Raw genomic sequence first — 23,845 nt, 5'->3', positions numbered from 1 at the left:
TCGTGGTCAACAAAGTGGTTCTTGCCTATTCCGGCGGTTTGGACACCTCGGTCATCCTGGCGTGGTTGAAGGAGACCTACGAGTGCGAGGTGGTCGCGTTCATCGCGGACCTCGGACAGGGTGAGGAGCTGGACAGGGCGAGGGACAAGGCGTACGCCATCGGTGCGGCGGAGGTGTTCGTCGAGGACCTGCGCGAGGAGTTCGCACGGGACTACGTCTTCCCGATGCTGCGGGCCAACGCCGTCTACGAGGACGGTTACCTGCTCGGCTCGGCGATCGGGCGGCCGTTGATCGCGGCCAAGCAGATCGAGATCGCGAAGACCGTCGGCGCGGACGCCGTGGCGCACGGCGCGACCGGCAAGGGCAACGACCAGGTGCGGTTCGAGCTCGCGTACCAGACGCTCAACCCGGACATCAAGATCATCTCACCGTGGCGGGAGTGGGACCTCAACACCCGCTCGCAGCTGCTCAAGTACGCCGCAGACCACGGCATCCAGATCGACAGCACCGGTGCGGCCGAGCGGCCGTACTCGGTCGACCAGAACCTGATGAACACCACCTACGAGGGCGAGGTGCTGGAGGACCCCGGCGCACTGCCCCCGCACGGCGTGTTCTTCCGGGTGCGCGACCTCGCGGAGGCACCGGACGAGCCGGAGCGCGTCACGATCACGTTCGAGGGCGGCGACCCGGTCGCGGTCGACGGCGTTCCGCTGAGCGCGACCGACACGTTCGGCAAGCTCAACGAGCTCGCGACGAAGCACGCGGTCGGCCGGGTCGACATGGTCGAGAACCGGATCATCGGCATCAAGACGCGTGGCGTGTACGAGACCCCCGGCGGTACGGTCCTGCTGACCGCGCGGCGCGCGCTGGAGGCGTTGACGCTCGACGGCGAGGTGGCGCTGCTCAAGGAGGAGCTGATGCCGCGCTACGCCAGGCTCGTCTACCGCGGTCTGTGGTTCGCCCCCGAGCGGGAGATGCTGCAGGCGGCGATCGACCACAGCCAGCAGAACATGTCCGGCGACGTCGAGGTGGCGCTGTACAAGGGGAACGTGAGCGTGCTGCGGCGCACCTCGCCGTTCTCCCGGCACAGCCGCAAGCGCGTGTCGTTCGAGGCGGGCGTGGGCGCGGCCGCCTACGAGCGGCACCACCCGGAGGGCTTCATCCGGATGAACGCGCTGCGCTTCGCGTCGGTCGCCGCGGCGGCCGACCCAGCGCCTGAGGGAGTTTCATGAGGATCGTCTTCTTCGGCTACGGCGAACTCGGCGCGGTGGTGCTCAGCGCGCTCGTCGAACACCACGACGTCGTGCTGGTGCTGACCCACCGCACCGAGTTCACCGGGCTCGGTGAGCCCCACGTGGCCGACCTGGTCGAGCAGCACGGGCTGCGGTCCGTGATCTCGTCGAACGGGCGCGAGCCCGAGCTCCCGGCGCAGCTTCGGGAGCTGGGTGCGGACGCGATCGTGTCCACGAACTGGCGCACCCGGCTGCCCGGCGAGCTGCTGACCACCTCGCGGCTGGGCGCGTTGAACGTGCACGACGCGCTGCTGCCGAAGTTCTCCGGGTTCGGTGCCGTCAACTGGGCGGTGCGGGAGCACGAGAGCGAGACCGGCGTGACGGTGCACCTGATGGAACCCGAGCTCGACACTGGGCCCGTCGTGGTGCAGCGGGTCGTGCCGATCGGCGACCACGACACGGCCACCGAGGTCTACGAGCAGGTGACCGCGCAGTACGTGCCGGCGACGCTGGAGGCGCTGCAGAAGCTGGCCGCGGGCGACCGGGGCACCGCGCAGGACGCGTCGAAGCGCACGTTCTGGCACCGGATCACCGAGGACGACACCAGGATCGACTGGACGAGGAGCACCAGGGAGATCTACGACCTGGTCCGCGGCCAGTCCGACCCGTACGTGAACGCCTGGACGATGCTCGACGGCCGCAAGGTCGCGGTGAAGAGGGCCGCGCCGCCGTCGATGGGCTTCTGCGGCACGCCCGGCCGGGTCGTGCGGCAGGCGGACGGCGGTGTCGCGGTCGTGACGGGCACCGAGGGGATCATCCTGCTGGAGGTCCAGGTCGACGGCGAAGAAGCACGTCCGGCGGCCGAGGTGTTCAAGAAGATGGGCGGCCGGCTCACCTGATCGTGGCCATGCGGGAGGATGCGGTGCGTGCGTACCGCATCCTTCACGCCGATCAACACGGCGATCCCCAGTCCCGGTTACGTCCAGGCGGCCAGCGTGCCCGGCGGCAGCAAGCTGCTGTTCGTGAGCGGTCAGATCCCGGTCGACGCCGACGGCAACGTGCCCGACAACTTCGACGACCAGTGCCGCCAGGCGTGGGCGAACGTGTTCGCCGCGCTCGAAGCGGCTGGCATGGACCGCACGAACATCGTCAAGGCGACGACGTTCCTGTCCGACCGCAAGTACCGCGGCGCCAACTCCCGCGTGCGCCAAGAGGTCCTCGGTGACCACGAGCCGGCGGTCACGGTGATCGCCTGCGACATCTACGAGGAGGAGTGGCTCCTGGAGATCGAGGTCGTCGCGGCCACCAGCGGGTGAGCGACCGGATCTCCGCGAGCGTCCGGTCCACCTCCTCCGGTGTGTTCGTGATGGCGGCGCCGATCCGCGCATGGGGCCGCCGGTAGGGCGCGGTGGTGATCTGGATCCGTTTCCGCTCAAGGCGGGCGACGAGCTGGTCGCCGGTCTGCCCGGTGACGTCGAAGCACACGAGCCCCGCGGACAGGTCCTGGTCGCGGGGCGTGTGCACGGTGACGCCGGGCAGCTCGGCGAGTCCTTCCTTGAACCGCGTGGCCAGCTCGGTGATCCGGGCGGCCACGCGGTCCCGGCAGCGCCGTGCCGCCGCGGCCGCCCAGGCTCGGCAGCAGTGGCACCACCTGCGGCTTCACCTACGTCATGCCGGTGCCGCGCGGCCTGGACAACCACTTGTGCGTGCCCGCGACGAACACGTCCGCGCCGGTCCGCGCGGGGTCCTCGTCCACGGCGGCCAGCCCGTGCACACCGTCGATGACCAGCAGGCAGCGGTCCTCCTGCGCGCGTCCCCTGTTCGCCTCGGCGACCACTTCGGCGCACGTGCGCACGGGCATGCGCAGGCCCGTGCTGGACTGCACCCAGGTGATGCCGACGGCACGGGTGCGCGGGGTGATCGCGCTCGCGCGGGTTCGACGCCAGGTAGAACTGGCCGAAGTTCACCAGATCGGGGTCCAGCCGGAACTTGCGCCGCACGGCGCCCCAGTCCAGTCCCTGCACGGCCGACGCCGCGGCCGGTGCGACGGCGAGCAGTCCGGCTCAGACGAGGAAGTCACGACGACCCACGCCTGTCATGGAACCTCGCGAGCGGTCCCCGTGTCTCCTCCCGCGCGAACGGAACACCGGTGCTGAGCGCTTTCGCACCGATCGCGCACAGCTCGCCGAGCATGCTCACGCCGATCGACAGCTGCGTGGGCGCGTGCCCGCCGATCAGGAACCCGAGCCCGGTGCTCACGCCGATCGACGCCACCCACGCGAGCAACGTCCACGGCGTGTACCGCTGCCACAGGTGCCCGTCGCGTTCGTAGAGCCTGGTCGTGATGCCCCGGAGCACGCCGAACGCGAACCCCGCCGCGAGCGGCAACAGGTAGCTCGCGTGGAAGTCCGTCGTCGCCCTGATCCCGAAGAACAGCAGGAACACGGGTGGCGCGAGGAGGTCCCTGGCGTTGAGCGGTTCACCCAGGAACCGGCGCACGAGCACGTACAGGACACCCGCTGCTATCAGCAGATACGTCATGGCTTCCCCCTAAGTAGCATGACCATGCTACTTAAACTAGCAGGGTCGTGCTACAAAGTGGCCGTGTCTCCCCGAGTCGTCGATCCCGCCGCCCGCCGCAAGCACGTCGCCGAGGCGGTGTTCCGCGTCGTCGTGCGCGACGGCGTCGAGGGCGCCTCGCTGCGCACCGTCGCCCTGGAGGCGGGCCTCGCCATCGGCTCGGTCCGCCACTACTTCGACAGCCACGACGCGATGATCGTCTTCGCGGTCGAGGCGCTGGTGGACTCGATCGGCGCCCGCGTGCTGGCCCACGTCGAGCGGCTGGGCGAGGCCGAGTGCAGGCCGGGTGTGCTCGTCCTGTCGGAGGTGCTGCCGCTGGACGACCGCCGCCGCGACGAAGCCGTCCTGTGGCTGGCCTTCGCGACGGCGGCGCGAACCAGGCCGGCCCTGCTCCCGCACGCCGAACGGCTGTACGACGGGCTGCGGTTCCTCTGCGGGGAGGTCGTGCGTCGGATGGTCGCGGAGGGCACCGCCGCCGCGGACCTCGACGTGCGGGTGGAGGTCGAGCGGCTGGCGGCACTGGTGGACGGGCTCACCGTGGGAGGGGTGCTGCACCCCGATCGGATGACACCGGAACTGGCGGTGGCGTTGCTGCACCGGCACCTGGAGTCGCTGCGGTAGCACCGGTCGTGGCCCGGAACGCCGAAACGCGTTGCCCCGAACGCCGAGTAGTGCATCCTCGTAGACGCACACGCGTGCTCATCTACTGGGGGATGGGGGTGTGGGCGTGAAAGCGCTCGTACTGGGGCCAGTCGAAGTGTGGGTCGGCGACAGACAGGTGAACCTCGGCGGACCGAAGCCGAGAACCCTGCTCGCCGCGTTGTTGTTGCAACCGAGGCAGGTCGTGCCGGTGGAACGGCTGATCGACCTCATCTGGGACGACCAGCCGCCGCAGACCGCGGTCGCGCTGGTGCACACCTACGTGTCGTCGTTGCGCAGGGCGCTCGACAAAGCGCTGATCACGCGCGCACCGGGGTACGTGCTCGACGTCGACAGCGATGCCGAGATGTTCGCCGGGCACGTCGCCACGGCGCGGCAGGCGGAGCGGGCAGGGGACCTGAGCACCGCCGTCGCGCACTACCGGCAGGCGCTGGCGCTGTGGCGCGGACCGGCGTTGCACGGGGTCGAGGCGCAGTTCGCACGGGGGCACGCGCTCGCACTCGGCGAGCAGCGGCTCAGCGCCGAGGAAGGTCTCGGCAGGTGTGAGCTGCACCAGGGCCGGGAGCAGGACGCGATCAGCAGGCTCACCGCGTTGGCCAACGCGCACCCGGCACGCGAGGAGACACGTGAGCTGCTCATGCGGGCATATCACCGTGCGGGGCGCACAGCGGATGCGCTCACGGTGTACCGGGAAGCCCGCGAGTATCTGCTGGACGAGCTGGGGATCGAGCCGGGCGAGAAGCTCAGGGACCTGCAGACCGCGATCCTGAACGGCACGATCGAGGAGTCGCCCGCCAGGGCGGTGCCGGCACCGGTCGTGGTCCGGCCGCAGGTGGTCCCGCACCACCTGCCGCCGGACATCAGCGACTTCACCGGCCGCGAGGAGGCGCTCAAGCAGGTCATGGCGCTGTGCGAGGCGCCGGCGGACAGCACCGCGACGCCGACGGTCGTGGTCTCCGGGTTCGGCGGGGCCGGCAAGTCGGCGCTGGCCGTGCACGCCGCGCACCTGTTGCGCCGCACCTACCCCGACGGTCAGCTGTTCGCCGACCTGCGCGGGGCCGGGCGCGACCTCGAACCGCAGGAGGTGCTCGGGCGGTTCCTCGGCCTGCTCGGCATCCCCGGCAACGACCAGCCGGCGGCACCGGACGAACGCGTCGAGCTGTACCGGCGCACGGTCGCGGACCGCAGGCTGGTGGTCGTGCTCGACAACGCCAGGAGCGAGGCGCAGGTGAGGCCGCTGCTGCCGGGCAACGCCAACTGCTTCGTGATCATCACCAGCCGCAGCCGGCTCACCGGCCTGGAGGGCGCGGAACCGATCGAGCTGGGGTTCCTCGGCGAGGAGGTCTCCGCGGAGATGCTGAGCCGCATCGTCGGCACCGAGCGCGTCGGCGGTGAACCCGAGGCCGCGCAGCAGATCACGAGGCTGTGCGGCGGGGTTCCGCTGGCGGTGCGGGCGGCGGGCGCGAAGCTGCTCGCCCGGCCGCACTGGCCGCTGCGGACGCTGGCCAGGCGGCTGTCCGACGAACGGCGCCGGCTCGACGAGCTGGAGACGGGTGACCTGGCGATCCGCTCGTCGCTGCGGCTCAACTACGCCGAGCTGGACGCGCGGCACCGCAGGGCCTTCCACCTGCTGTCGCTGCTCGACCTGCCGGACTTCAGCGCGTGGGTCGCGGCGCCGTTGCTGGACATCCCGCCCTACGACGCCGAGGACGTCGTCGAGCACCTGGTGGACCTGCGGCTGGTGGACGTCGCGGGCGTCGACCAGCTCGGCCGGGTGCGCTACCGGTTCCACGACCTGGTGCAGCTCTTCGGCGCCGAGCAGGCGGCGGCGGAACCGGCGGAGGAGGTCGCGGCGGCCGTCGCGCGCACGCTCGCGACGTGGCTCGCGCTCGTGGAGACCGCGGTGCGGGCCCTGCCGCGCGTGACGCTCGGCCTGCGCCCTCCGCTCGCCCCGCTGGTCGAGGTGGACCCGCGGCTGGCCGAGGACGTCGAGGAGGACCCGACCGGCTGGCTGCACGCGGAGACCGGTGCGGTGGTGCGGGTCGTGGAACGCGCGCACGACCTCGGTGTCGACGAGCTGACCACGACCGTCATCGCGTCGCTGCTGTCGTCGCCCTTCGCTGCCCGCAACGAGTTCGGCAACTGGCAGCGCACCCACGAGGTCGCGCTGCGGGCCGCCCGCGACCGCGGCAACCGGCGTGCGGAGGCGGTGCTGCTGGCCGGGCTCGGGCAGCTGCGCTACGAGCAGGACGACTTCGTCGAGGCGTTGCGGAACTTCGAGCAGGCCGCGGAGATCGCGCGGGACATCGGCGAGACCGCGACGCTCGCCGTCGCGTGCGTGGGCATGGGCACGGTCCTGCGCGACCTCGCGGAGTTCGAACCGGCCCGCGAGCTGCTCGGCCAGGCGATCGCGCTGGGGGACGAGGGGGTCGTCGCCGCCGCGAGCTACGGCGTCGGTGCGATCCACCGCGACCACGGCGACCTCACCGAGGCGGTCGCGGCGTTCGAGCGGTGCGTCGAGCTCTACCGGCGGCTCGGCGACCAGCGCGGTGAGGCGCTGGCGTTGCGCGGGCTGAGCCTGTGCCACCGCGCGGAGGGGACGTACGTGCGGGCGGTGGAGCTCAGCCGGGACGCGGAGCGCGTCCTGCGCGCCGCCGGGGACGAGCTCGGTGCCACGTACGCGGTCCAGTCGCTCGCCAAGGCGGCGCTGCGGGCGGGTGAGGCCGCCGGTGTCACCGACGTCGAGGACCTGCTGGCCGGGTGCCTGGAGGTCTGCACCCGCCAGCACGACCGGTTCGGCGTGGCGCTCGTGACGAGGACGCTCGGCGAGGCCGCGCTGGCGCGGGGCAGCGACGACGAGGCCGCCGGCCTGTTGCGGGACGCGCTGGACCGGTGGACCGCGCTGGGGCTGCCGATCTGGCGGGCCCGCACGATGCGCGACCTCGCCGCCGCGACCGGGGACGAGGAGGTCTGGGCCGAGGCCAAGGCGCTCTTCACCGGGCTGCGCGCACGGGAGGCGGGGGAGCTGGCGGGGCTCAGCGCCGTCGAGTGGCGGGCGGCGCACCTGCCCGCGTGAACCACGGCCTCGCCCGGCGCCACCCGCCGGGCGAGGTCACCCGCGCGCCGTCACGTGCACGTCCCGCGCGGTCAGCTCGGCCCCGCAGTCCGCGCACTCGACCTTCGCCCGCACGCCACCGCCGCAGTCGCGGTGCTCCAGCGTGAACGACTCGTCCTCCTGCTCGGTCAGCATCCACTTCTCGCCCCACGTCCGCAGCGCCATCAGCACCGGGTAGAGGTCCTTGCCCTTCTCCGTGAGGCGGTACTCGTGCCGTGTGCGCCCATCGGCCTGGTACGGCACGCGCTTGAGCACGCCTTCGTCGAGCAACATGCTCAGCCGGTCGGTCAGCACGCTGCGGGAGATCTCCATCGTCGTCTGGAAGTCCTCGAACCGCCGGGTGCCCAGGAAGATCTGGCGGAGCAGCAACAACGTCCAGCGCTCGCCCAGCAGTGCGGCCGGGCGGCCCAGCGTGCACGGCAGGCTGGCGAAGCTCGCGTACGACATGCCCCCAGGATATCCCTTGCGTTCGTTTTTCGAACTCAGCTACGGTTCGGATTCCGAACTCAGGGGGTCTCATGCGCGTCACCGAGCTCGACCGGACCACGGCACCGGCGGCGGTGGACGCCGTGTTCGCCGGTCTGTCGGCACGAAGCCGCTTCCAGCGCTTCCACTCGCCGACACCGCGCCTCACCGCCGCCGCGCGCCGGGTGCTGGTGGACGTCGACGGCACCCGGCACGCCGCCGTGTGCGCCCGCGTCGGCGACGACCCGATCGGCATCGCCCGCGTCATCCGCACCGGCGAGCGCGGCGCGGAGATCGCCGTCGCCGTCGTCGACCGCTGGCAGCGCCGCGGCGCCGGCCGGCGGTTGCTGGAGGCGCTGACCGAGGTGGCCGCCCGGCTGGGGTTCGCGGAGCTGCACGGCGACGTGCTGCCCGGCAACCACGCGATGCTCGCGCTGGCGCGGAAGGTGCTGCCCGGTGTGCAACTGAGCGAGGAGATCGACACGATCCGGCTGAGCTACCCGCTCGCCTGGGCCACCGCCGAGGTCACCGACGCGGACCTTATAGCGAGTTTGCAGGGCGTTTAGAGGTCGGTGCTCGACCATGGCCCCGTGACGACTGCACGCACCGCCGGACGCAGGATCGGCCGCGCCGAGATCGTGGAACGCGCGTGCACGTGGCTGCGCGACTCGGTCCCGTACGGGCAGGCGAAGTACCACGCGAACGAGCACGGCATCTACCGCGCCGACTGCTCCGGGTTCGTGTCGATGGCCTGGGGCCTGCCCGGCAAGCCGGACGACCGCCACGGCGGCCTCGACACCCCCGGTCTCGCCGGTGTCAGCGCGGCGGTCGAGCGCACGGAGCTCCGCGCGGGCGACATCGTCCTGCGCACCGACGGCACCAACCTGACCCGGCACGTCGTGATCTTCGCGGCGTGGGCGGAGGAACGGGACCGGTACTGGGCGTACGAGCAGGCGGGCGGGCACCGCACGCGGCTGCGGGTGGTCCGGTACCCGTACGACAGCGCGGAGGAGCTGTACGTGCCGCGGCGGTACCGCGGCGTCCTCGACTGACCGCCGACCGGCCGTTCACGGTTGACCGGCCGGTCGAACTCAGGCCGTTCGACCGGACCAAAACTTCACACCGCCTTGCTACGGTGACCGGCATGAGATCGCTGGGGATGTTGGCGGTCGCCGCGGCGGCCATCACGTTCGGCTCGTCGCTGGCCATGCCCGACGTCGCGGTCGCGGCCGCCGAGGGTGGCGCGAACTGCGGGACGTACGCGGCGAACTCGAAGATCACGCGCAGCGAGGTCCTCGCGCGGTCGCGGACGTGGATCAGCGCGCGGGTGCCCTACAGCCAGAGCGACTGCTTCGGCAACAAGTACGGCGCCTACCGCACCGACTGCTCCGGCTACGTGTCGATGGCGTGGGGCCTGCGCATCTCCTACACCACCCACATCCTCGAACAGGTCGCGCACCGCATCGACTGGGAGGACCTGCGCCCCGGCGACGCGTTGAACGACCGCCTCAACCACGTGGCGCTGTTCATCGGCTGGGCGGACGCCGCCAAGACCCGGCCGATCGTGCGCGAGCAGGCAGGCCCGGACGGGTCCCGTCCCGTGCAGCGGGTGTGGAGCGCCGCGACCGCGAGCCGGTACGTGCCGTTGCGCTACAACGGCCTGGTCGAGTCCGGCGGCGCCGGCGCGGTCACCGGCGACACCCCGGTCACCGACGCGCCGGCCGTGAGCAGCGGCCCGCAGATCTCCAACACCGCCGCGCAGTCGCTCGAGGTCTACGCGCGCGCCGCGGACGGCACGATCATCACGAACTTCCACAAGACGAGCCGCTGGGCCGGCTGGCAGCAGCTGGGCCCCGAGCTCTTCGCCGGCGACCCGGTCGCGCTGCTCAACCCGGCGACGAAGATCGTCGAGCTGTACGCGCGCGGCACCGACGGCCGGGTCTACCACCGCGCCGACGGCAAGTGGCTCGCGCTCGGCGACACGGCCGTGGCCGGCAACCCCGTGCTGCGCTGGAACGACAAGGACAAGGCCGTCGAGGTGCTCGCCCGCGGCGTGGACGGCGCGCTGCTGCGGTTCGCGGCCGGCCGCTGGGACGCGCTGGGTGACCGCAAGGTCGCCGGCGACCCCGCCGTGCTCGACAAGGACGTCTACGCCCGCAGCGACGACGGCAAGCTCGTGAAGTTCGACGGCGAGAAGTGGCAGGACCAGGGCGACGTGCAGATCGTCAGCGACCCGAGCGTCGCCGTCGACCAGGTCTTCGTCCGCAGCGCCGCCGGCAGCGTCGAGCAGTACGCGGCGGGCGTGTGGAAGACCCTCGGCGGCAAGGGCGTCGGTGCCCCGTCGGCGGTCTACAACACGACGACGGGCTCGATCGACGTGCTGCAGCTCGGCGCGGAGGGCCAGGTCGAGCACTCGCGTGCCACCGACAGCGGCTGGACCGCGTGGACCAAGCTCGGCACGACCAAGGTCTCCGGGGCGCCGACCGCGATGTACCACGCGCAGACCAAGACCATCGAGGTCTTCGCCCGCACCGACGACGGCAAGCCGATCCGCCGCTTCTACAAGGAGAAGGCGGGCTGGAGCCAGTGGGCGCTGCTCGGCGACCGCACGGTCGGCTGAGCCGCCGCAGCGGAGAAGGGGTCACGGCGAACCGCCGTGGCCCCTTTCGCGTTCGCGGGTCAGCAGGTCCTGGAGGGCACCCGAACGCACGGGTCGGGCGCCAAGGCGAGGACGGGTGCCTGGCCAACCCGCTCGCGCACGCCCTGCTGCCCGCCCGCCGCGACGGTGACCGGATCGTGCTCGACGGAATCGACCGGGAGGTGGTGCGCGCCGCCGAGAAGATCGCTACGTTCGCGGAACTCGGTTGCGGTTTCGGAAGGTAGCCCGTGGACACCTACATCGACCTCAGGGACGTCCGGCTCACCGGTTTCGCGAGCCAGGGCCTGATCGCCCTCGTCGCCGCGGAGTCGGTGTGGGGCGCGGTGAACGACTGGTCCGGCGGCTCGTCGACGTGGAGCTTCCTGGCGCAGGTGCTCTACCTGCCCGCCGCCGTCGCGTTCGTGCTGTGGTTCCGCAACGCCACCCACAACGCCGAGGCCATCGCGCTGCGCGGGGTCCGGACGATCACCGACGTGTGGCGGGCCAGCGACCCGTCGCAGCGCAGCAAGCCGTTCGCCGAGCGCACCACCAGTCCGTTGATCAAGCCGTGGCAGTGCGCGTTCCTCGCGATGGTGCTGACCGACCTGCTGGAGACGCTGCTGCTCGACACCGGGGCGTACCTGGTGTTCTCGACGCTGTCCACGGTGGCGGCCGTGGTCGCAGCGGGACTCGCGTGCTTCCTCGTCTGGCGCATCTCGTGGATGCAGCTGCAGTTCGCGGTGCCGCGACCCCAGCGCCGCTGACCGTGTTGTGATCACGGGGTTCCCGTTAGCCTGACCCGATGCCGTTGCTCGGACCAGCAGACCCGCTGCCGCACGTGCCCCGGCGCATCCTGGTCGCCGGGAACGCCGGCTCCGGCAAGTCGACGCTGTGCCGGCGCATCGCCGCACTGCGCGGTGTCCGCTACGTCGAGCTCGACCGGCTGTACTGGGGTCCACAGTGGACACCGCGGCCGGAGTTCGCCGGCGAGGTCGCCGAGTTCGCGCACCAGGACCGGTGGGTGACGGAGTACCTCCTTACACACCCACATCCGGGACAGATCCCGTAGCAACGGCACCTCGACCGCCCACGCGACCCCCCGGTCACCGCACGGCACACATCCCGGACCTGTTCGGCGATCGGCATCGCGGAGACCGCCATGGGTGACGGGATCATTCCTCCGCTCAAGTTCGATGAAGCCTTGGCTGAGCGAGTTACCGCGGCCGGTGACGCCATAGCGAACACGCTTGGCTCGTCCGGACCGTTGCGCACACCTCGTGCACTGGACCTGAGGCGGACCGAGCCTCCTGCACTCGGCGGTATGCCAGCGAAACAACGGGGGCGGCAGCATCGACGGCGCTACGCGATCGTGCTGCTCGACTCCGACGGCAGGGTCACCGACCAGCAGCTGTTCTCACAGCTGGGATGGTCTCCAGGCATGCGCGTGGACATCGGTGTGGGCGATGGCCACGAAATCGTCGTACGCCGTGACGAGGACGGTGACTGGGCGCTGACTGCCCGCAACATGCTGTTGGTACCCGCGCCACTTCGGCGCTGGTGCGGCTACGAGTCCCGCGAGCCGGTACTTATGGTGGCGGTACCTTCGATGGCCGCCGTGGTTCTGCACAACCTTGAGACTTTGGATCAGGCGCTGCCCGATCCCCGAAGGATCGTGGAGAGGATGCGGCCCCCCGGAACACCCCCTGGTATCGACCCATCGATGGCCGTCGACCCTGCAGTCGACCCTGACGACGGCGAGCTCCCGTCCGGGCCCGGCTCTCAGGTCAGCAAGGCAGTCCAGGATGCGGCAGGTTCGGGTGATGGTCGTGGGTAGCAGTCCGGCCGACCTGCAGGTGTTGGTCCAGATGATGGAGCGCCTCGGTGTGGCGCCGGAGGAACTCCTGGCCGTCGTGCAGCCGGAGAGCGTTCCCACCTTCGAACAGTTCGTGCCTGTGGCGTTCGAAGCGACAAGTCAGGGGTCGCGCGCTGTCTTCCAAAGCTACTGGAACCGGATTGTCGCGTGCTGGGGCACACGCAGGCTGGATGAGCCGACCCCGCGCGAATTGGTCGAGGTGATCGAGCACTTCCGTGCCACTGCAAAACGGCGCCGGCACCACACCAATGGCGCCGGCGCGGCAAAACACGCCTACGACGCGCTGGAGCGCTTGTATCGAGTTGCAGTGGATGAGCGAGTACTGTCGTCCCAGCAGAACCCGATGTTAAGGGTGCGTAGACCTCGCAGGGCCAAGACCCGGCGTTATGCGTTGAGCTCGCAGCTTCTTGATTGCATCTGCCGGACAGCGGCAGAGACCGGACAGGATCCACGGTTGGACGCCCTGTTGATCCGGTTTCACCTGGAGACCGCTGCGCGCCCCAGCGGCGCGCTCAACCTGCGACTGGAAGATCTAGACGTCGCAAATCTGCTGGTCACGCTGACGGAGAAGGGTACAAAGCGTCAGCAACCGGTCTCCCTGACGCTGATGGAGGGGCTGCTCGACCACGCGAAGGAACGTGGCGTTCAAGACAAAGAGAGTCAGCTTTTCCGATTCCCCGACGGCAGGCCGATGAGCAAGCTCCGCTATCTGAGCCTATGGGCTCGATTAGGAAGATACATCGAGGTCGTATATAAGGAGGGAATTACCACGTACTGGTTGCGGCACACCACTTTGACGTGGGTGGAGCGCAATTTCGGTCTGGCGGTGGCTCGTGCTTATGGCGGACACGCTGAAAATCACCTCTGGTATGGCGTCACCGCGCACTACGTCAAGGCGAGTCTTGCGGAGGTCGCCACGGCTCTGCAGACTTTGACTGGTGAGCCGCATCCGCTGGCCTCGCCTGGATCTTTGATTCCCCAGCGCTCGGAAGTACTCCCCACTTCAATTTATGGACTGCCCCCGCGCAGTGAACCAAGCAGCGACCAATACCTTCTCCAGAAGCCTGGTCACAATGCTTATTGAGTAGAGTGCAGGTCGGCATCAGTCCTTGACTCGTCGGACAGGCAGGGCCGTGCTGTCCGACGAGTCAAGTGTTATCACTCTGATCTCGTCGACGCGGAACGTGCCGAGTTCACACATGCTCGTTGGCCACTTACGTGTTCGGTCGCACGGCGAAGCTGCGGCTGCTGTGGCGTACAGACCAAGCCTGGTTGTGTACGTACAGTGATCGCATGCTCGGCTGTTGCCGTGATTTGCCCATTTTTCTCCTGGGCTCGCGACTGTGAGTTAGAGCTGTGCTTGGGTGCGGACTGCGGGGCGTGTAACCCGCTCGCGATGCGGGGGCATCGGAGTCGGTCACCCGTACTCGCTGTAGTGGGGTCGTGCCCTAGGCGGCCTCGCAACGGTACGAGAGGTTCTATTGTTCGGGGGCGAATGATGAACGCCATTGTGAGGGAACGCGGTACGTCTGTTCGGCAGTCGAGCTACCGCGCTGCTCGCGGATCGCGGGTGTTGTTTGTCGGAGGAAACCGGTGACGCGTCACAGGAGGCTCCGTCTTGCGCCATCGCCCACGTCTGCGCCAGGCGCTGCTGACGGAGTCGATAAGGTTATCCGTGCGCTTGTCCCCAGAAGGGTTGCAGGCGACAGAAACCGGCGACGCATGCCGCGTATCGACCTCGGTCAACTTCAGATCGCGGTCGGCAGGGAACGTCTTGAGTTCGCGTTGTGTCTACTCGATGACAGCGGACGGTTAGCTGGCCGTCCACTGTTTGAACGCTTGCGATGGTCCACAGGGCACCCTCTGGAGCAGTCATTGGGCCGAGGGTTCATCACGCTGCAGCCGGCACCGGACGGAAAATTGTCATTGGACAGGAGGATGCGCTTGGGCTTGCCGCCAGGTCTCCAGCGGTACTGCGGACTCCGTCCTGGTGACAAGGTCCTGTTGGTTGCCGTGCCAGAGCACCAAATGCTCATCCTGCACCCAATGGCGAACCTTGCGCACATGGCGCGAATCTTTCACGCGGAGCAGTTGCAACACGACATGCGGCGAGGGGTGCCCGGCCTTGGCAACTGATGACGATCTCGCAGCGGCCCGACTCCTGCTGCAGCGTATGGGTATTTCGCCCAAGGAATTGATCGAGTTCGAGCGGCGTGCGACCGCTATGTCGCTTAGTGAGCTGGTGTCCACGGTATCCAGTGTCGTTCCCGACGGGTCGAGAAAGGTATATGCGCCTTACTGGCGCAAGGCGCTCAAAGCATGGCCGGACGCCGAAGTCGGTGGGATTATGCAAACCGACGTCGTCTGGTTTATCAAGCATGCCAAGGAGAGCGCAGTAGTGCGCAGATCCAGTCGGGGAGGTCATTCTGCCGCCGAGCACGCGTATGCGGCGCTAAGGTGTCTGTTCCGTTATGCCGTCGGTAATCGGTTACTGAATCCATGGGACGACCCCACCGCGGAGGTGACCAAACCCAAGCGCTTGGCATCTAACCGGCGGGCGTTGCAGCCAGAGCTGGTGGAGGAGATCGTCGAGGTCGCCTCCGAGACTGGAGACGATCCCCCTCTCGACGCCTTGCTTATGCGCACACATCTCGAAACCGCCGCGCGAAGAGGCGGTGTTCTGGCGCTGCGACTGTGTGATCTGGATCCGGACCAGTGCCAGATTTATCTGCGTGAGAAGGCTGGCTCCAGCCGCTGGCAGCCGGTGTCGCGGACCTTGATGACGGGCTTGCAGGACCATGCGCACCTGCGGGGCGCTCAGGATCCGCACGGAAGCCTCTTGCGATACCACAACGGTCGCCCGCTCAGCGGTCGACGGTATGACAACTTGTGGGAGCGAATCGGAGAGTACGTACCGACCGTGCGCTCGCAGGGCGTCACCATGCACTGGCTGCGGCACACAACCTTGACATGGGTAGAGCGTGCTTACGGCTATGGAGTCGCTAGTGCTTATGCGGGACACGCACCCGCGGCTACCCGTGAGCGCGGCGTTACGGCTGTCTACATCAAGGCGGACATCTATGATGTTGCCACCGCGCTCGCTGAGCTGACTGGTGAAGAGCATCCGCTTGCGCTTGTCCCGCCGAGCTGGCGGGTCGACGCGGTACCAGAGCGCAAGGCCGAGACGGAGATCGCTTCGGCCGCCGAGCCGGGTAAGGCCGATCCTGCCGCATGAGCTGCATGCGGGTCGGCACGCCGCACGTCTCGGGTCAGGTTCGCCATGCCCCCATGGCCTGGGTTGGGGCTGACTCTGGGCTGGGCCACATGCCTGGACAAGGGGCTCGTGCTGAATGGCGCAAATTTCATTCAACGAAACTTGCGAATCGTCGAGTCTACGTAGCGTGATCGAGTCGTCGCTAATCTGCGGAGATTGCACAGAAAAGCTTCATTGCGTTGACTGCACTCCGATCGCCACGTGAGTCTGTGCATGTTCACGAATCAAGAAGCGCTGAACCGGGCGGGTAATCGTCGAATGGCGACGTAGCGGAGCTTGGAAGGACCTGCCTGTAGTAGGTAGGACGCCTGCTGACAGGCAGGTCGACGGCCGCACGTCATCCCTGTTTAGCGGCAGGCCCGGTTCGAAGAGGCATAGAGGCCAACGGGATCACAGCAGTGCTTACTCGTCGCAGTGATACCCCAGGCTTTAACGAGCGGCGTGACGCAGATCGTTCGGGCGGCTTCCACCGCTGCTGTGCGCTGCGCAAAAAGGGGGATCGCAACATGGTGACCGCAAGGGGTGAGTCGACGGACGACCACGGGCCGAGCACGTCTCAAGCCGCTCGCACACCCATGTCGTCCTTCAGTACGCCGGTGCTCACTACGCCCCCAGGTGAGTCACCGATGCCACTCGCCGGGCTGGTCAGTATGGCGCGCTCGCCCGAAGGCCTGCGGGCCTTCGAGGGCGAGCTCGCGTTGGCCGCCCGGCGCACGTGGCCCGACCTGCCGGGTGCCGACATCGCGGCCGCAGTCGAGGCGGGGATGCTTGCCGCCGCCGGAGAGCGAGCGGACGCGTCTGTGCGCGATCCGGGCGAACTCGGCACCGGCGGGTCATCCGACCTCGATGACGTAGCGCGTTACACAGCCTGCGCGATTGGGCATGCCGCGGCGGAACTCCAGCGGCAGGGGCTGCCGCCCGAGGCGACCAGCCCGGTCGACTGGGCCGGGTTCGGCACCGTGATCCCAGTTCTAGCCGGTTCACCGGGTGCTGGAGCATCGATGCTCGCCGCCCTGCTCACCGATGTGCTGCAGATCGAGCGGCGCCGCGTGCTGCTGGCGGACCTGGCCGACCCGGTCCGGTCGGGTCTTGCCGCCGCCGCGCGCTCGGACGGGCCGCTGCTGACGCGGCCGCACCCGCAAGTGCACATCCGTTTCTCCTGGCGGGCTCAGGCACTGCTCGCTCGCCTGCAGACGGCGCTGCCCGTGGTGGCGCCGGGCATGGTTCCGCCGCCGCGATTCTGGTTGGCCCATGGCCAGCAGCCGGACGTGACGGTTGTCGATCTCGGCCACGACTCGTGGCGAATCAGCGCTCACCCACTGACCGGTGCCGGCGTGTGGCTGCGCTGTGGAACACCGCCACCGCGCCCGGTCCTGGTCGTCCGGCCCACACGTCCTTCGCTGTTGCACGCCGAGCAGGTCCTCACCCGGCTTGACCCCTGGGTCGTGGTCGGCGCGATCGCACTGCCTGTGCAGCTGGTCGTGATGGGCGCTCGGCGTTGGCCCGCCGGCGTTGCCGGTGCCGCAGGGCGCCGGGTCGCTGCGCTGCTGCAGGACGCGGTGTTCGTGCCCCACGACCCCGATTTCGCCGCGGCCGGTGTCACCGCCGCGGTCACCCCGCTCCGGCTGCGCAAGGCGGTCACGCCGCTGCTGCACCGCTGGGGCCTTCGACCTGACGCCGCAGCTCAGGCCACCACATCGCGCACAAGGGGGCGGTCATGATCGAACACGTCGACACGGTGCTGGCCTTCGTGCAGTTACCGCCGAACCCGACCCCCGTCGCGCCACCGGGCAGCGAGAAGATCATCGAGCTGGTCGGTCAGGCCAAGTGGGGTGCGGGCTTCGCCTTGCTGCTCGGGTTCTTCATCGGCTTGATCGTGTGGGCCGGTGGCCGGTGGGTGGATCACCACCGGGCTGGCCGGGTCGGCCTGGTCATGATGCTGTGCGCCGTCGCGGGCGGCCTGCTCTACGGCATCGGCTATCAGGTCATCGACTACTTCGCGAAGAGCGGCTGATGGCCGGCCCCGCCTCGCCGTCGCGCGCCCGCACACGGGCCGGACTGCGACTGACCACCGTCGTGCTCGTCGCCATCGCGCTGGCCGTCGCCGTGGTGGCGATCCTGGTCGCCCGCAAGGTCACCCCGCCCGCAGCCCCGCCCGTCCCGGAGACCGCCGCGCCCACGGCAACCGGGCCGGGGGAGGCGGGGGAGACCGCGCTCGCGACGCGGCCGATGCTGCACCTGCCCGCTCAGGCTGCTCAGCCGCAGGCCATGACGACCACCTCGGCCGGGCCTGCGCTCACCGTTCCCGCGCCGGCCAGCACCGCCGGTCGCTGGGTGCCTGGGGGATTCCCCGCCACCTCGGAGGGGGCGCTCGGGCAGCTCGTCGCGCTCAACGAGACGACGTTGACGGCCGCCGATCCGCAGGTCTACGCCCAGAGCTACCGCGAGCTCGCCGAGCCCGGCGCCCCGGATCCCGGGTCGACCGGTCTCGCGGCGTTGCTGCGGTCGCTGCGGTCCAGCGCTCAGCTGCCCGCGACCGGCTCGGTCTCCGGGCTGACCGCGACCTTCCGTGTCACGCACGGCCAGGTGAAGGGTGTCGCCTCGGGCGGCCGCTACGTCGTCGTGTGCGTGCTGGGCCAGTACTCGGTCGGCGTGAACGGCCGGTCCGTCGCGGTCGGAGTCGGGGACTGCCAGGCGATGCGGTGGAACGGCACCGAGTGGCGCGTCGCTTCCGGCGCCCTCGCGGCGGCCGCACCGTGTGCGTGGCCGGGAAGCGCGGACGCGGTCAAGGCCGGCTACCGGGAGTTGGTGCGCTGATGTGGCCTTTCGACGAGCTCGGGGCCAAGCTCGGCGGCCCGCTCAAAGACATGATCATCACCGGGTTCGAGGCAGCGATGCTCGGGCTGTGGCAGGCCTCGCTGCTCGTGCTGCACGCGGCGTTCAGCCTCGCAGACCGGTTCAGCGTGTTCACGGTGTCCACGCGCACGGGTCCCATCTCGGTGCTGTGGCCGATGATGCTGTGGATCAGTGGCCTGCTCGCCCTCGGGCTGTTCTTCTGGCAGCTCACCACCACGGCGCTTCGTGGCGGCCGAGGCTTCCTGCGCCTGATCGGCGGGCCCGTGCAGTACGGCGTCGCCCTGGCCGTCACCGTCGGGATCACCGCGGCGTTCCTCGCGGCCGTCGACGGCCTCACCGAGGGCATCCTCGCCTACGGTCTCAAGGCGGACACCTTCGCCGACGCGCTGAGCGCGACCGGCTGGCTCGATGCGGCCGGCGACGGCGTCAAGCCCGTGGTGCTGGGCATCGCGGCGATGGTCGGGGTGCTGCCCGCGTCGCTGGGCTACATGCTGGAGATGATCTTCCGCGAGGCCGGCATCTACGTCCTCGTGGCCACGATCCCGGTGAGCGCGGCCGGGCTGCTGTCCGGGGTCACGGCGTCGTGGTTCTGGCGATGCGCGCGGTGGTTGCTCGTCTGCATCGTGATGAAGCCCGCCCTGGCCCTGGCCCTCGTGCTCGGGATCGCGATCTCCGGCGGCGCCGAGGGACTGTCCGGCCTGCTCGCCGGCATCGGCGTGTTGATCATCTCGATCTTCTGCCCGTTCGTGTTGTTCCGCTTGTTCGCGTTCATCGACCCCAACAGCGACGCGGGCGCCGCGTTCCGCGACACCCTGAGCTCGGCCGGCATGGACTCCTACGGCCGCAACAACCCCGCCATGCTCGCCGGAAGCGCGCTCGACGCCGCCGGCGGTAGCCGGGGCGGAGGCGGCGGCCAGGGCGGAAACGCGGACGGCGACGAGTCGAACGCCGGAGAAGATGCCACGACCGGCCGCTTCGACGAAGCCGAGGCCGAGTACTCCGACAAGAAGATGGACGAGAGCGGCGCAGGCCGCTCCTCCGGCACCGGTGCCTCGGGCGGCAGCGCGGGCTCCGACAGCGATCCCGACGCCGTACCCGAAGGCGGGTCCTCCGCCGGAGCCGATCCCTCCGCCGACCATGGTTCGGCCGCCGGCGGGGACCGGCCTTACGCCAACAGCGGCTCGGTTGTGTCGTCCGGCCCTGACACGGGTCCCTCCGGCGACTACGGCGGCGACGACGACCACGGTGGCTCGCACGGACCCGGCAGCACACCTCCTCCCGACGGCGGGGGCGGCGGTGGCGGTGGCGGTGGCGCTGACCCCAAGGACGGTGGCCCCAAGAGCAGTGGCGGCGGCGGGGGAGCCGCTGCCGGAGCGGAGGAAGCGGCGGTGGTCGTATGAGCAGGCGGATCTACCGGGGACTGGGCCGGCGCGAACACGCGGGCTGGATCATGGGCCTGACCCCGGTCCAGGCCATGACCTGTGTCCTTCTCGGTGCCCCGGTCCTGTGGTCGGTCAGCGCTGGGCGGTTTACCGACGCCGCGATTCTGCTGCTGGTGTGCGGCACGCTCGCTGTGCTCGTCGTCGTGCCGATCCGCGGCCGCCCCGCGATGCGCTGGCTGGGCCACCTCGTCCTGTACGAGCTCGGCGTCGTCACCGGCTGGTCGCGGTGGCAGTCCAAAGCCGCCGCGGGAGCGGTTGTCGATCCTGACGAACCGGACCTGCCCGGAGTGCTGCAGCGCGTCGCGTTCCCGGACGGGCCGCAGTTCCGTGACACCGGCCGGGTGTGCCTGATCCACGACACCGCCGAGGGCAGGTGGGGCGCGGCCGCACGCCTGACGCACTCCGGGGTCGGCATGCTGTCCGACGAGCAGTGCGAGCGCCTGGCCAACCGGCTCGGCAACCTGCTGCTGTCGCTGGGGCACCGCGAGGTCGTCGACCGGCTCAGCCTGCTGGTCCGCACGGTCCCCGACGACGGCGCCGAGCACGAGGTCTGGCGCGCCGCCCACGCGGTCGCCGACGCCCCCGCCCTGGCTCGCGAGGCCAGCAGCGAGCTGGACCGCATCATCGGCAGCGCCAGTGTCCGGCACGAGGTGTTCGTCGTGGTGTCCGGGCCCGAACACGCGCTGCGCAAGCCTGCGGCCGCAGCCGGTGGTGGTGTCGACGGCCGCGCGCTCGCGCTGTACCGGGTGCTCGACGGCCTGGAGGACCCGCTCAAGGCGCTCGGTGCCCGCACCATCGAGTGGCTCGACGGCCCGAAGATGGCCGAAGCCCTGCGCACCGGGTTCAACCCGGCCGCGCGCGCAGCCCTCGCGGTCGCTCACGAACGCCGCACCGGTGGCCGCGGCCTGGAGAAGGCCGCTGCTGGACCGACTTCCGCGCCGTCGCCGGCCGCCCGCTCCTACAGCCACGACGGCTTCACGACGGTGAGCTACTCCGTGCTGATGCCCGAGGGAGGAGGCACGCTGTTCGGGTCGCTGGGGCCGCTGCTCGCGGTCCGCACGGCGGGGGAGCGGCGCACCCTCGCCGTGCACTACGAGGTCCTCGACGCCCGCCGGGCGCAGCGCGCGGTGCGCGGAAACCGGTTCCGCACCGGCGTGATGCGCGATATGAAGGCCCGCAAGGGGTTCAGCACCACCGCGATGGACGAGCGCGACGCGCACGGCGCGCTCACGCAGGAACGCGCGGTCGCCGCCGGGCACTCGATGGTCAGGTTCGCCGTGGCGTCCTCGGTCACCGTGCCCAGCGGCTGGAACGTGGAGGACCACGCGGCGAGGCTGGAGAACGACGCCTCCGGCCGATTCCGGCTGCTGCGGTTGGAGCTCGCACAGGACTCCGGGTTCGTGGCCGCTGTGCTCCCGATCGGGCTGGGTCTTCCCCGGCAGCGAGGAGGCCTGCTGTGAGCAGGCGAACCGGCCGTGAACGCAGCGCGGCGCAGCTGCTCGCCCAGTTCGGCGCGCTTCCCACGACCACCGCACCCGCGCCGCGACGCGCCCGCGGCGGGCGGGAACGCGTGAACCGGCCGATCGCACCCCGTCGAGGCCGGGCACGTCCTGGTGAGGGCTGGTCGCCGGTTGAAGCTCCGCTCGCGGTCTACCAGGCCGCGACCAGTGAGATCGGTGGCCTGTACCCGCTGCTCGCCTCCGACGGCGTGCCCGCCGTCGGAGCGCGCATGGGCTACGACACCCTCAGTGGCGGTGCCTTTTACTGCCACCCCGTCGAGTGGGTGCTGCGCGGCGGCATGGCCACCAACCCGAACCTCGTCGTGTTCGGTGAGCCGGGCCGGGGCAAGTCCTCCACGATTGCGGCGTTCCTGCTGCGGATGATGCTGTTCGGGCACCGCACGCTCATCGCCGGAGACGTCAAAGGCGAGTACAGCCCGCTGGTCAGGGCCCTGGGCGTCACTCCGATCGCACTGGGCCGGGGCAGCCCCGCCCGCCTCAACGCCCTCGACCTCGGCCCCCTGCGTCAACGCTGGTCCGAGTGGACGGCCGACCGGCAGCGCGAAGAACTCGCCGGCGTGCTGGGCCGCTGGACCAAGCTCCTGGTCGCCCTCGCGGAGGCCCAGGGCTACACGCCCACCGTCACCGACGAGGCCGTGCTCTCCGCGGTGCTGCGCCGCCTGGTCGGCGCCGACGACGGCTACACCGAGCTGCGTCCGATCACCATCCCGCAGGTCCAGCACGAACTCGCCGACCCCGACGACGCGCTGTGGCGCGACTGCCGGTTCGCTGACCGCCGGCAGTTCCTCGACATGCTGCGGCCGATCACCGACGCACTCGGCAACCTGATCACCGGGCCACTGGCCGGGCTGTTCGACGAACCCACGAACTTCCTGCTCGACTGGGACGCACCCGTGCAGTCGATGGACCTGTCGCTGCTGCGCTCACGCGGAGACCAGGCCATCGCCGTCGCCCTGACCTGCCTGGGCTCGTGGTCGAGCATGGCCACCGACCTGCGAGCCGGAGGCGAGATCCGGATCGTGGTCCGCGACGAGATGTGGCGGCAGCTGCGCCTGGGCCTGCGCGCGGTGCAGGCCGTCGACTCCGAGCTGCGGCTCTCCCGCGTCGAGCAGGCCATTCAGATCCTCGTGGGGCACAAGCCTTCGGACTTTCTCTCAGTCGGCGCCGCCGGCTCACAGGAAGTCGCGATCGCCCGCGATCTGCTCGCCCTGTGCTCCACCCGCGTGCTGCTCGGCCAGTCCACCCGCGTCGCTGACGAACTCGCTGACGCTCTCGGGCTGTCCGAGCGAGAACAGGACGTCATCACCGGTTGGGCGATGGAACGCCAGGGCCGGGCACTGTGGAAGATCGAGACCACTCCCGGTTTCAAGGTCCAGACCGTGCTCTCGCCGGCAGAAAAGCGGATCTTCGACACCAACGCGCAGCTCCGCACACCAGCGCTGAGCAACGGCGGCCGCGATGGCTGACGCATCGAGGGCGCATCCCGACTCGCCACCAGCCGAACTCCCTGGCCTGCGCCAAGGCCCCGAGGAATCGCCGAGTCCCCAGACCGCAGAGGCGCTGATCGAGGCCACGCTCGATCCCGGCCAGCTGCTGCAGATCAAGGCAAGCGCCCTCAACGCCGAGGAAGCGATTCGGGATCCGGACGCCGTGCGCGCGTACGAGGCCAAGATCAAAGCGGAACTCGGGGCCAACGTTCACTGGACGGCGTACTCCGACACCCATGAACGCGCACACGCGGCGTGGCACCAAGCGATCCGGGACAAGTCCACCGAGCTCGGCGTCGGAGCCGGCGCCTACTTCCACTCCGATCCCGACGAGGTCACCAACTGCGACGCCACATGCGCGACCAAGTGGCCCGAGGTCACCGCGGTCGCCGACGAAGCCCACCCCTACGACCTGCACCTGACCATGCACACCTACTTCGAGCCCCACGACCTCCCAGCGGACGAACCGGAAGTCTTCCTGCAACAGGCACCCAGCAGCCGTTTCGCGGACGACGACGAGTGGCTGCGATCAGTGCTGGAGGCCGAGCAACCGGTCACCGACATGGACACCGGAATGGGGACTGGGTACTGATGCGCCAGCAACCTGACATGCGAATCCGTGCTGCTGGTTCTTCGCGCCGGCGTCGCCGAAATGCTCACGCAGAGCGTCCAGCCACCCCGGTCCGCAGCTGGACGGGTAGGT

24 protein-coding genes are annotated in these 23,845 nt (G+C 69.8%); 20 read left to right on the top strand and 4 right to left on the bottom strand.

Annotated features, from left to right (window positions below; genetic code table 11):
• Window positions 1–2 precede the first annotated feature (2 nt).
• The 3 genes from AB0A63_RS14090 to AB0A63_RS14080 are packed head-to-tail and all read left to right on the top strand — an operon-like array spanning window position 3 to window position 2,548.
• Entirely contained in the window at window positions 3–1,232 is a 1,230-nt protein-coding gene (locus AB0A63_RS14090) for an argininosuccinate synthase (protein ID WP_360390061.1), read from the top strand.
• Window positions 1,229–2,131 carry a methionyl-tRNA formyltransferase gene (locus AB0A63_RS14085; protein WP_360390058.1) on the top strand — a complete coding sequence of 301 codons (903 nt, stop codon included), beginning with the start codon at window positions 1,229–1,231 and terminating at the stop codon, window positions 2,129–2,131. The genes AB0A63_RS14090 and AB0A63_RS14085 overlap by 4 nt, the downstream gene beginning before the upstream one ends.
• 27 nt (window positions 2,132–2,158) lie before the next feature.
• Window positions 2,159–2,548, top strand: a complete 390-nt coding sequence (locus AB0A63_RS14080) for a RidA family protein (RefSeq protein ID WP_360390054.1) — start codon at window positions 2,159–2,161, stop codon at window positions 2,546–2,548.
• On the opposite strand, the gene AB0A63_RS14075 is transcribed toward AB0A63_RS14080, so the two are convergent.
• The 3 genes from AB0A63_RS14075 to AB0A63_RS14065 form a co-directional block, all read right to left on the bottom strand.
• A complete protein-coding gene (locus tag AB0A63_RS14075) occupies window positions 2,472–2,825 on the bottom strand; it encodes a hypothetical protein (protein WP_360390051.1) in 354 nt (117 codons plus the stop codon). The genes AB0A63_RS14080 and AB0A63_RS14075 overlap by 77 nt on opposite strands.
• Window positions 2,826–2,895: 70 nt before the next feature.
• Window positions 2,896–3,153, bottom strand: coding sequence for an aminotransferase class V-fold PLP-dependent enzyme (locus tag AB0A63_RS14070; RefSeq protein WP_360391441.1), 258 nt, complete (start codon window positions 3,151–3,153; stop codon window positions 2,896–2,898).
• A gap of 155 nt (window positions 3,154–3,308) precedes the next feature.
• Complete coding sequence (locus AB0A63_RS14065; protein ID WP_360390048.1) at window positions 3,309–3,773, bottom strand: DUF1453 domain-containing protein; 465 nt, start codon at window positions 3,771–3,773, stop codon at window positions 3,309–3,311.
• Window positions 3,774–3,836: 63 nt separating this feature from the next.
• Between AB0A63_RS14065 and AB0A63_RS14060 the strand changes: the two genes are divergently transcribed.
• Together AB0A63_RS14060 and AB0A63_RS14055 are read left to right on the top strand one after the other, a co-directional pair.
• Window positions 3,837–4,433 (top strand): TetR family transcriptional regulator C-terminal domain-containing protein, encoded by a 597-nt coding sequence (locus AB0A63_RS14060; RefSeq protein ID WP_360390045.1) that lies wholly within the window; start codon window positions 3,837–3,839, stop codon window positions 4,431–4,433.
• A 106-nt stretch (window positions 4,434–4,539) separates the two neighbouring features.
• On the top strand, window positions 4,540–7,548 hold the full coding sequence (locus tag AB0A63_RS14055) for a BTAD domain-containing putative transcriptional regulator (protein ID WP_360390042.1): 3,009 nt from the start codon (window positions 4,540–4,542) through the stop codon (window positions 7,546–7,548).
• A gap of 36 nt (window positions 7,549–7,584) precedes the next feature.
• On the opposite strand, the gene AB0A63_RS14050 is transcribed toward AB0A63_RS14055, so the two are convergent.
• Window positions 7,585–8,034 carry a helix-turn-helix domain-containing protein gene (locus tag AB0A63_RS14050; RefSeq protein WP_360390039.1) on the bottom strand — a complete coding sequence of 150 codons (450 nt, stop codon included), beginning with the start codon at window positions 8,032–8,034 and terminating at the stop codon, window positions 7,585–7,587.
• Between the two features lie 71 nt (window positions 8,035–8,105).
• Between AB0A63_RS14050 and AB0A63_RS14045 the strand changes: the two genes are divergently transcribed.
• The 15 genes from AB0A63_RS14045 to AB0A63_RS13975 all read left to right on the top strand — a co-directional run bounded on the left by AB0A63_RS14045 (window position 8,106) and on the right by AB0A63_RS13975 (window position 23,734).
• Window positions 8,106–8,618 carry a GNAT family N-acetyltransferase gene (locus tag AB0A63_RS14045; RefSeq protein WP_360390036.1) on the top strand — a complete coding sequence of 171 codons (513 nt, stop codon included), beginning with the start codon at window positions 8,106–8,108 and terminating at the stop codon, window positions 8,616–8,618.
• Window positions 8,619–8,642: 24 nt separating this feature from the next.
• Window positions 8,643–9,104: a hypothetical protein gene (locus AB0A63_RS14040; protein WP_360390033.1), complete on the top strand. Its 462-nt coding sequence runs from the start codon at window positions 8,643–8,645 to the stop codon at window positions 9,102–9,104.
• A 92-nt stretch (window positions 9,105–9,196) separates the two neighbouring features.
• Window positions 9,197–10,672, top strand: coding sequence for a hypothetical protein (locus AB0A63_RS14035; RefSeq protein WP_360390031.1), 1,476 nt, complete (start codon window positions 9,197–9,199; stop codon window positions 10,670–10,672).
• Window positions 10,673–10,938: 266 nt separating this feature from the next.
• Window positions 10,939–11,454, top strand: a complete 516-nt coding sequence (locus tag AB0A63_RS14030; protein ID WP_360390029.1) for a hypothetical protein — start codon at window positions 10,939–10,941, stop codon at window positions 11,452–11,454.
• 38 nt (window positions 11,455–11,492) lie between these two features.
• Window positions 11,493–11,759: a hypothetical protein gene (locus tag AB0A63_RS14025; protein ID WP_360390026.1), complete on the top strand. Its 267-nt coding sequence runs from the start codon at window positions 11,493–11,495 to the stop codon at window positions 11,757–11,759.
• A gap of 90 nt (window positions 11,760–11,849) precedes the next feature.
• Window positions 11,850–12,524 carry a hypothetical protein gene (locus AB0A63_RS14020; RefSeq protein WP_360390024.1) on the top strand — a complete coding sequence of 225 codons (675 nt, stop codon included), beginning with the start codon at window positions 11,850–11,852 and terminating at the stop codon, window positions 12,522–12,524.
• Window positions 12,517–13,647 carry a site-specific integrase gene (locus AB0A63_RS14015; RefSeq protein WP_360390021.1) on the top strand — a complete coding sequence of 377 codons (1,131 nt, stop codon included), beginning with the start codon at window positions 12,517–12,519 and terminating at the stop codon, window positions 13,645–13,647. The genes AB0A63_RS14020 and AB0A63_RS14015 overlap by 8 nt, the downstream gene beginning before the upstream one ends.
• A 1,041-nt stretch (window positions 13,648–14,688) precedes the next feature.
• On the top strand, window positions 14,689–15,798 hold the full coding sequence (locus tag AB0A63_RS14010; RefSeq protein ID WP_360390019.1) for a site-specific integrase: 1,110 nt from the start codon (window positions 14,689–14,691) through the stop codon (window positions 15,796–15,798).
• Between the two features lie 665 nt (window positions 15,799–16,463).
• Complete coding sequence (locus AB0A63_RS14005) at window positions 16,464–17,558, top strand: hypothetical protein (RefSeq protein ID WP_360390016.1); 1,095 nt, start codon at window positions 16,464–16,466, stop codon at window positions 17,556–17,558.
• Complete coding sequence (locus tag AB0A63_RS14000) at window positions 17,555–17,851, top strand: hypothetical protein (protein WP_360390014.1); 297 nt, start codon at window positions 17,555–17,557, stop codon at window positions 17,849–17,851. The genes AB0A63_RS14005 and AB0A63_RS14000 overlap by 4 nt, the downstream gene beginning before the upstream one ends.
• Window positions 17,851–18,654, top strand: a complete 804-nt coding sequence (locus AB0A63_RS13995) for a hypothetical protein (protein WP_360390011.1) — start codon at window positions 17,851–17,853, stop codon at window positions 18,652–18,654. The genes AB0A63_RS14000 and AB0A63_RS13995 overlap by 1 nt, the downstream gene beginning before the upstream one ends.
• On the top strand, window positions 18,654–20,093 hold the full coding sequence (locus AB0A63_RS13990; RefSeq protein WP_360390008.1) for a hypothetical protein: 1,440 nt from the start codon (window positions 18,654–18,656) through the stop codon (window positions 20,091–20,093). The genes AB0A63_RS13995 and AB0A63_RS13990 overlap by 1 nt, the downstream gene beginning before the upstream one ends.
• Window positions 20,090–21,595: an SCO6880 family protein gene (locus AB0A63_RS13985; RefSeq protein WP_360390005.1), complete on the top strand. Its 1,506-nt coding sequence runs from the start codon at window positions 20,090–20,092 to the stop codon at window positions 21,593–21,595. Before AB0A63_RS13990 ends, AB0A63_RS13985 begins: the two co-directional genes overlap by 4 nt.
• Window positions 21,592–23,121 carry an ATP-binding protein gene (locus tag AB0A63_RS13980; RefSeq protein WP_360390002.1) on the top strand — a complete coding sequence of 510 codons (1,530 nt, stop codon included), beginning with the start codon at window positions 21,592–21,594 and terminating at the stop codon, window positions 23,119–23,121. The genes AB0A63_RS13985 and AB0A63_RS13980 overlap by 4 nt, the downstream gene beginning before the upstream one ends.
• Window positions 23,114–23,734 (top strand): hypothetical protein, encoded by a 621-nt coding sequence (locus tag AB0A63_RS13975; protein ID WP_360389999.1) that lies wholly within the window; start codon window positions 23,114–23,116, stop codon window positions 23,732–23,734. Before AB0A63_RS13980 ends, AB0A63_RS13975 begins: the two co-directional genes overlap by 8 nt.
• Window positions 23,735–23,845 lie beyond the last annotated feature (111 nt).

Origin of the sequence: Lentzea sp. NPDC042327, from assembly GCF_040647275.1 — a bacterium.
GTDB lineage: Bacteria > Actinomycetota > Actinomycetes > Mycobacteriales > Pseudonocardiaceae > Lentzea.
Note: the sequence above shows the minus strand (reverse complement) of the source record. Positions and strands in the feature narration are given on the sequence as shown.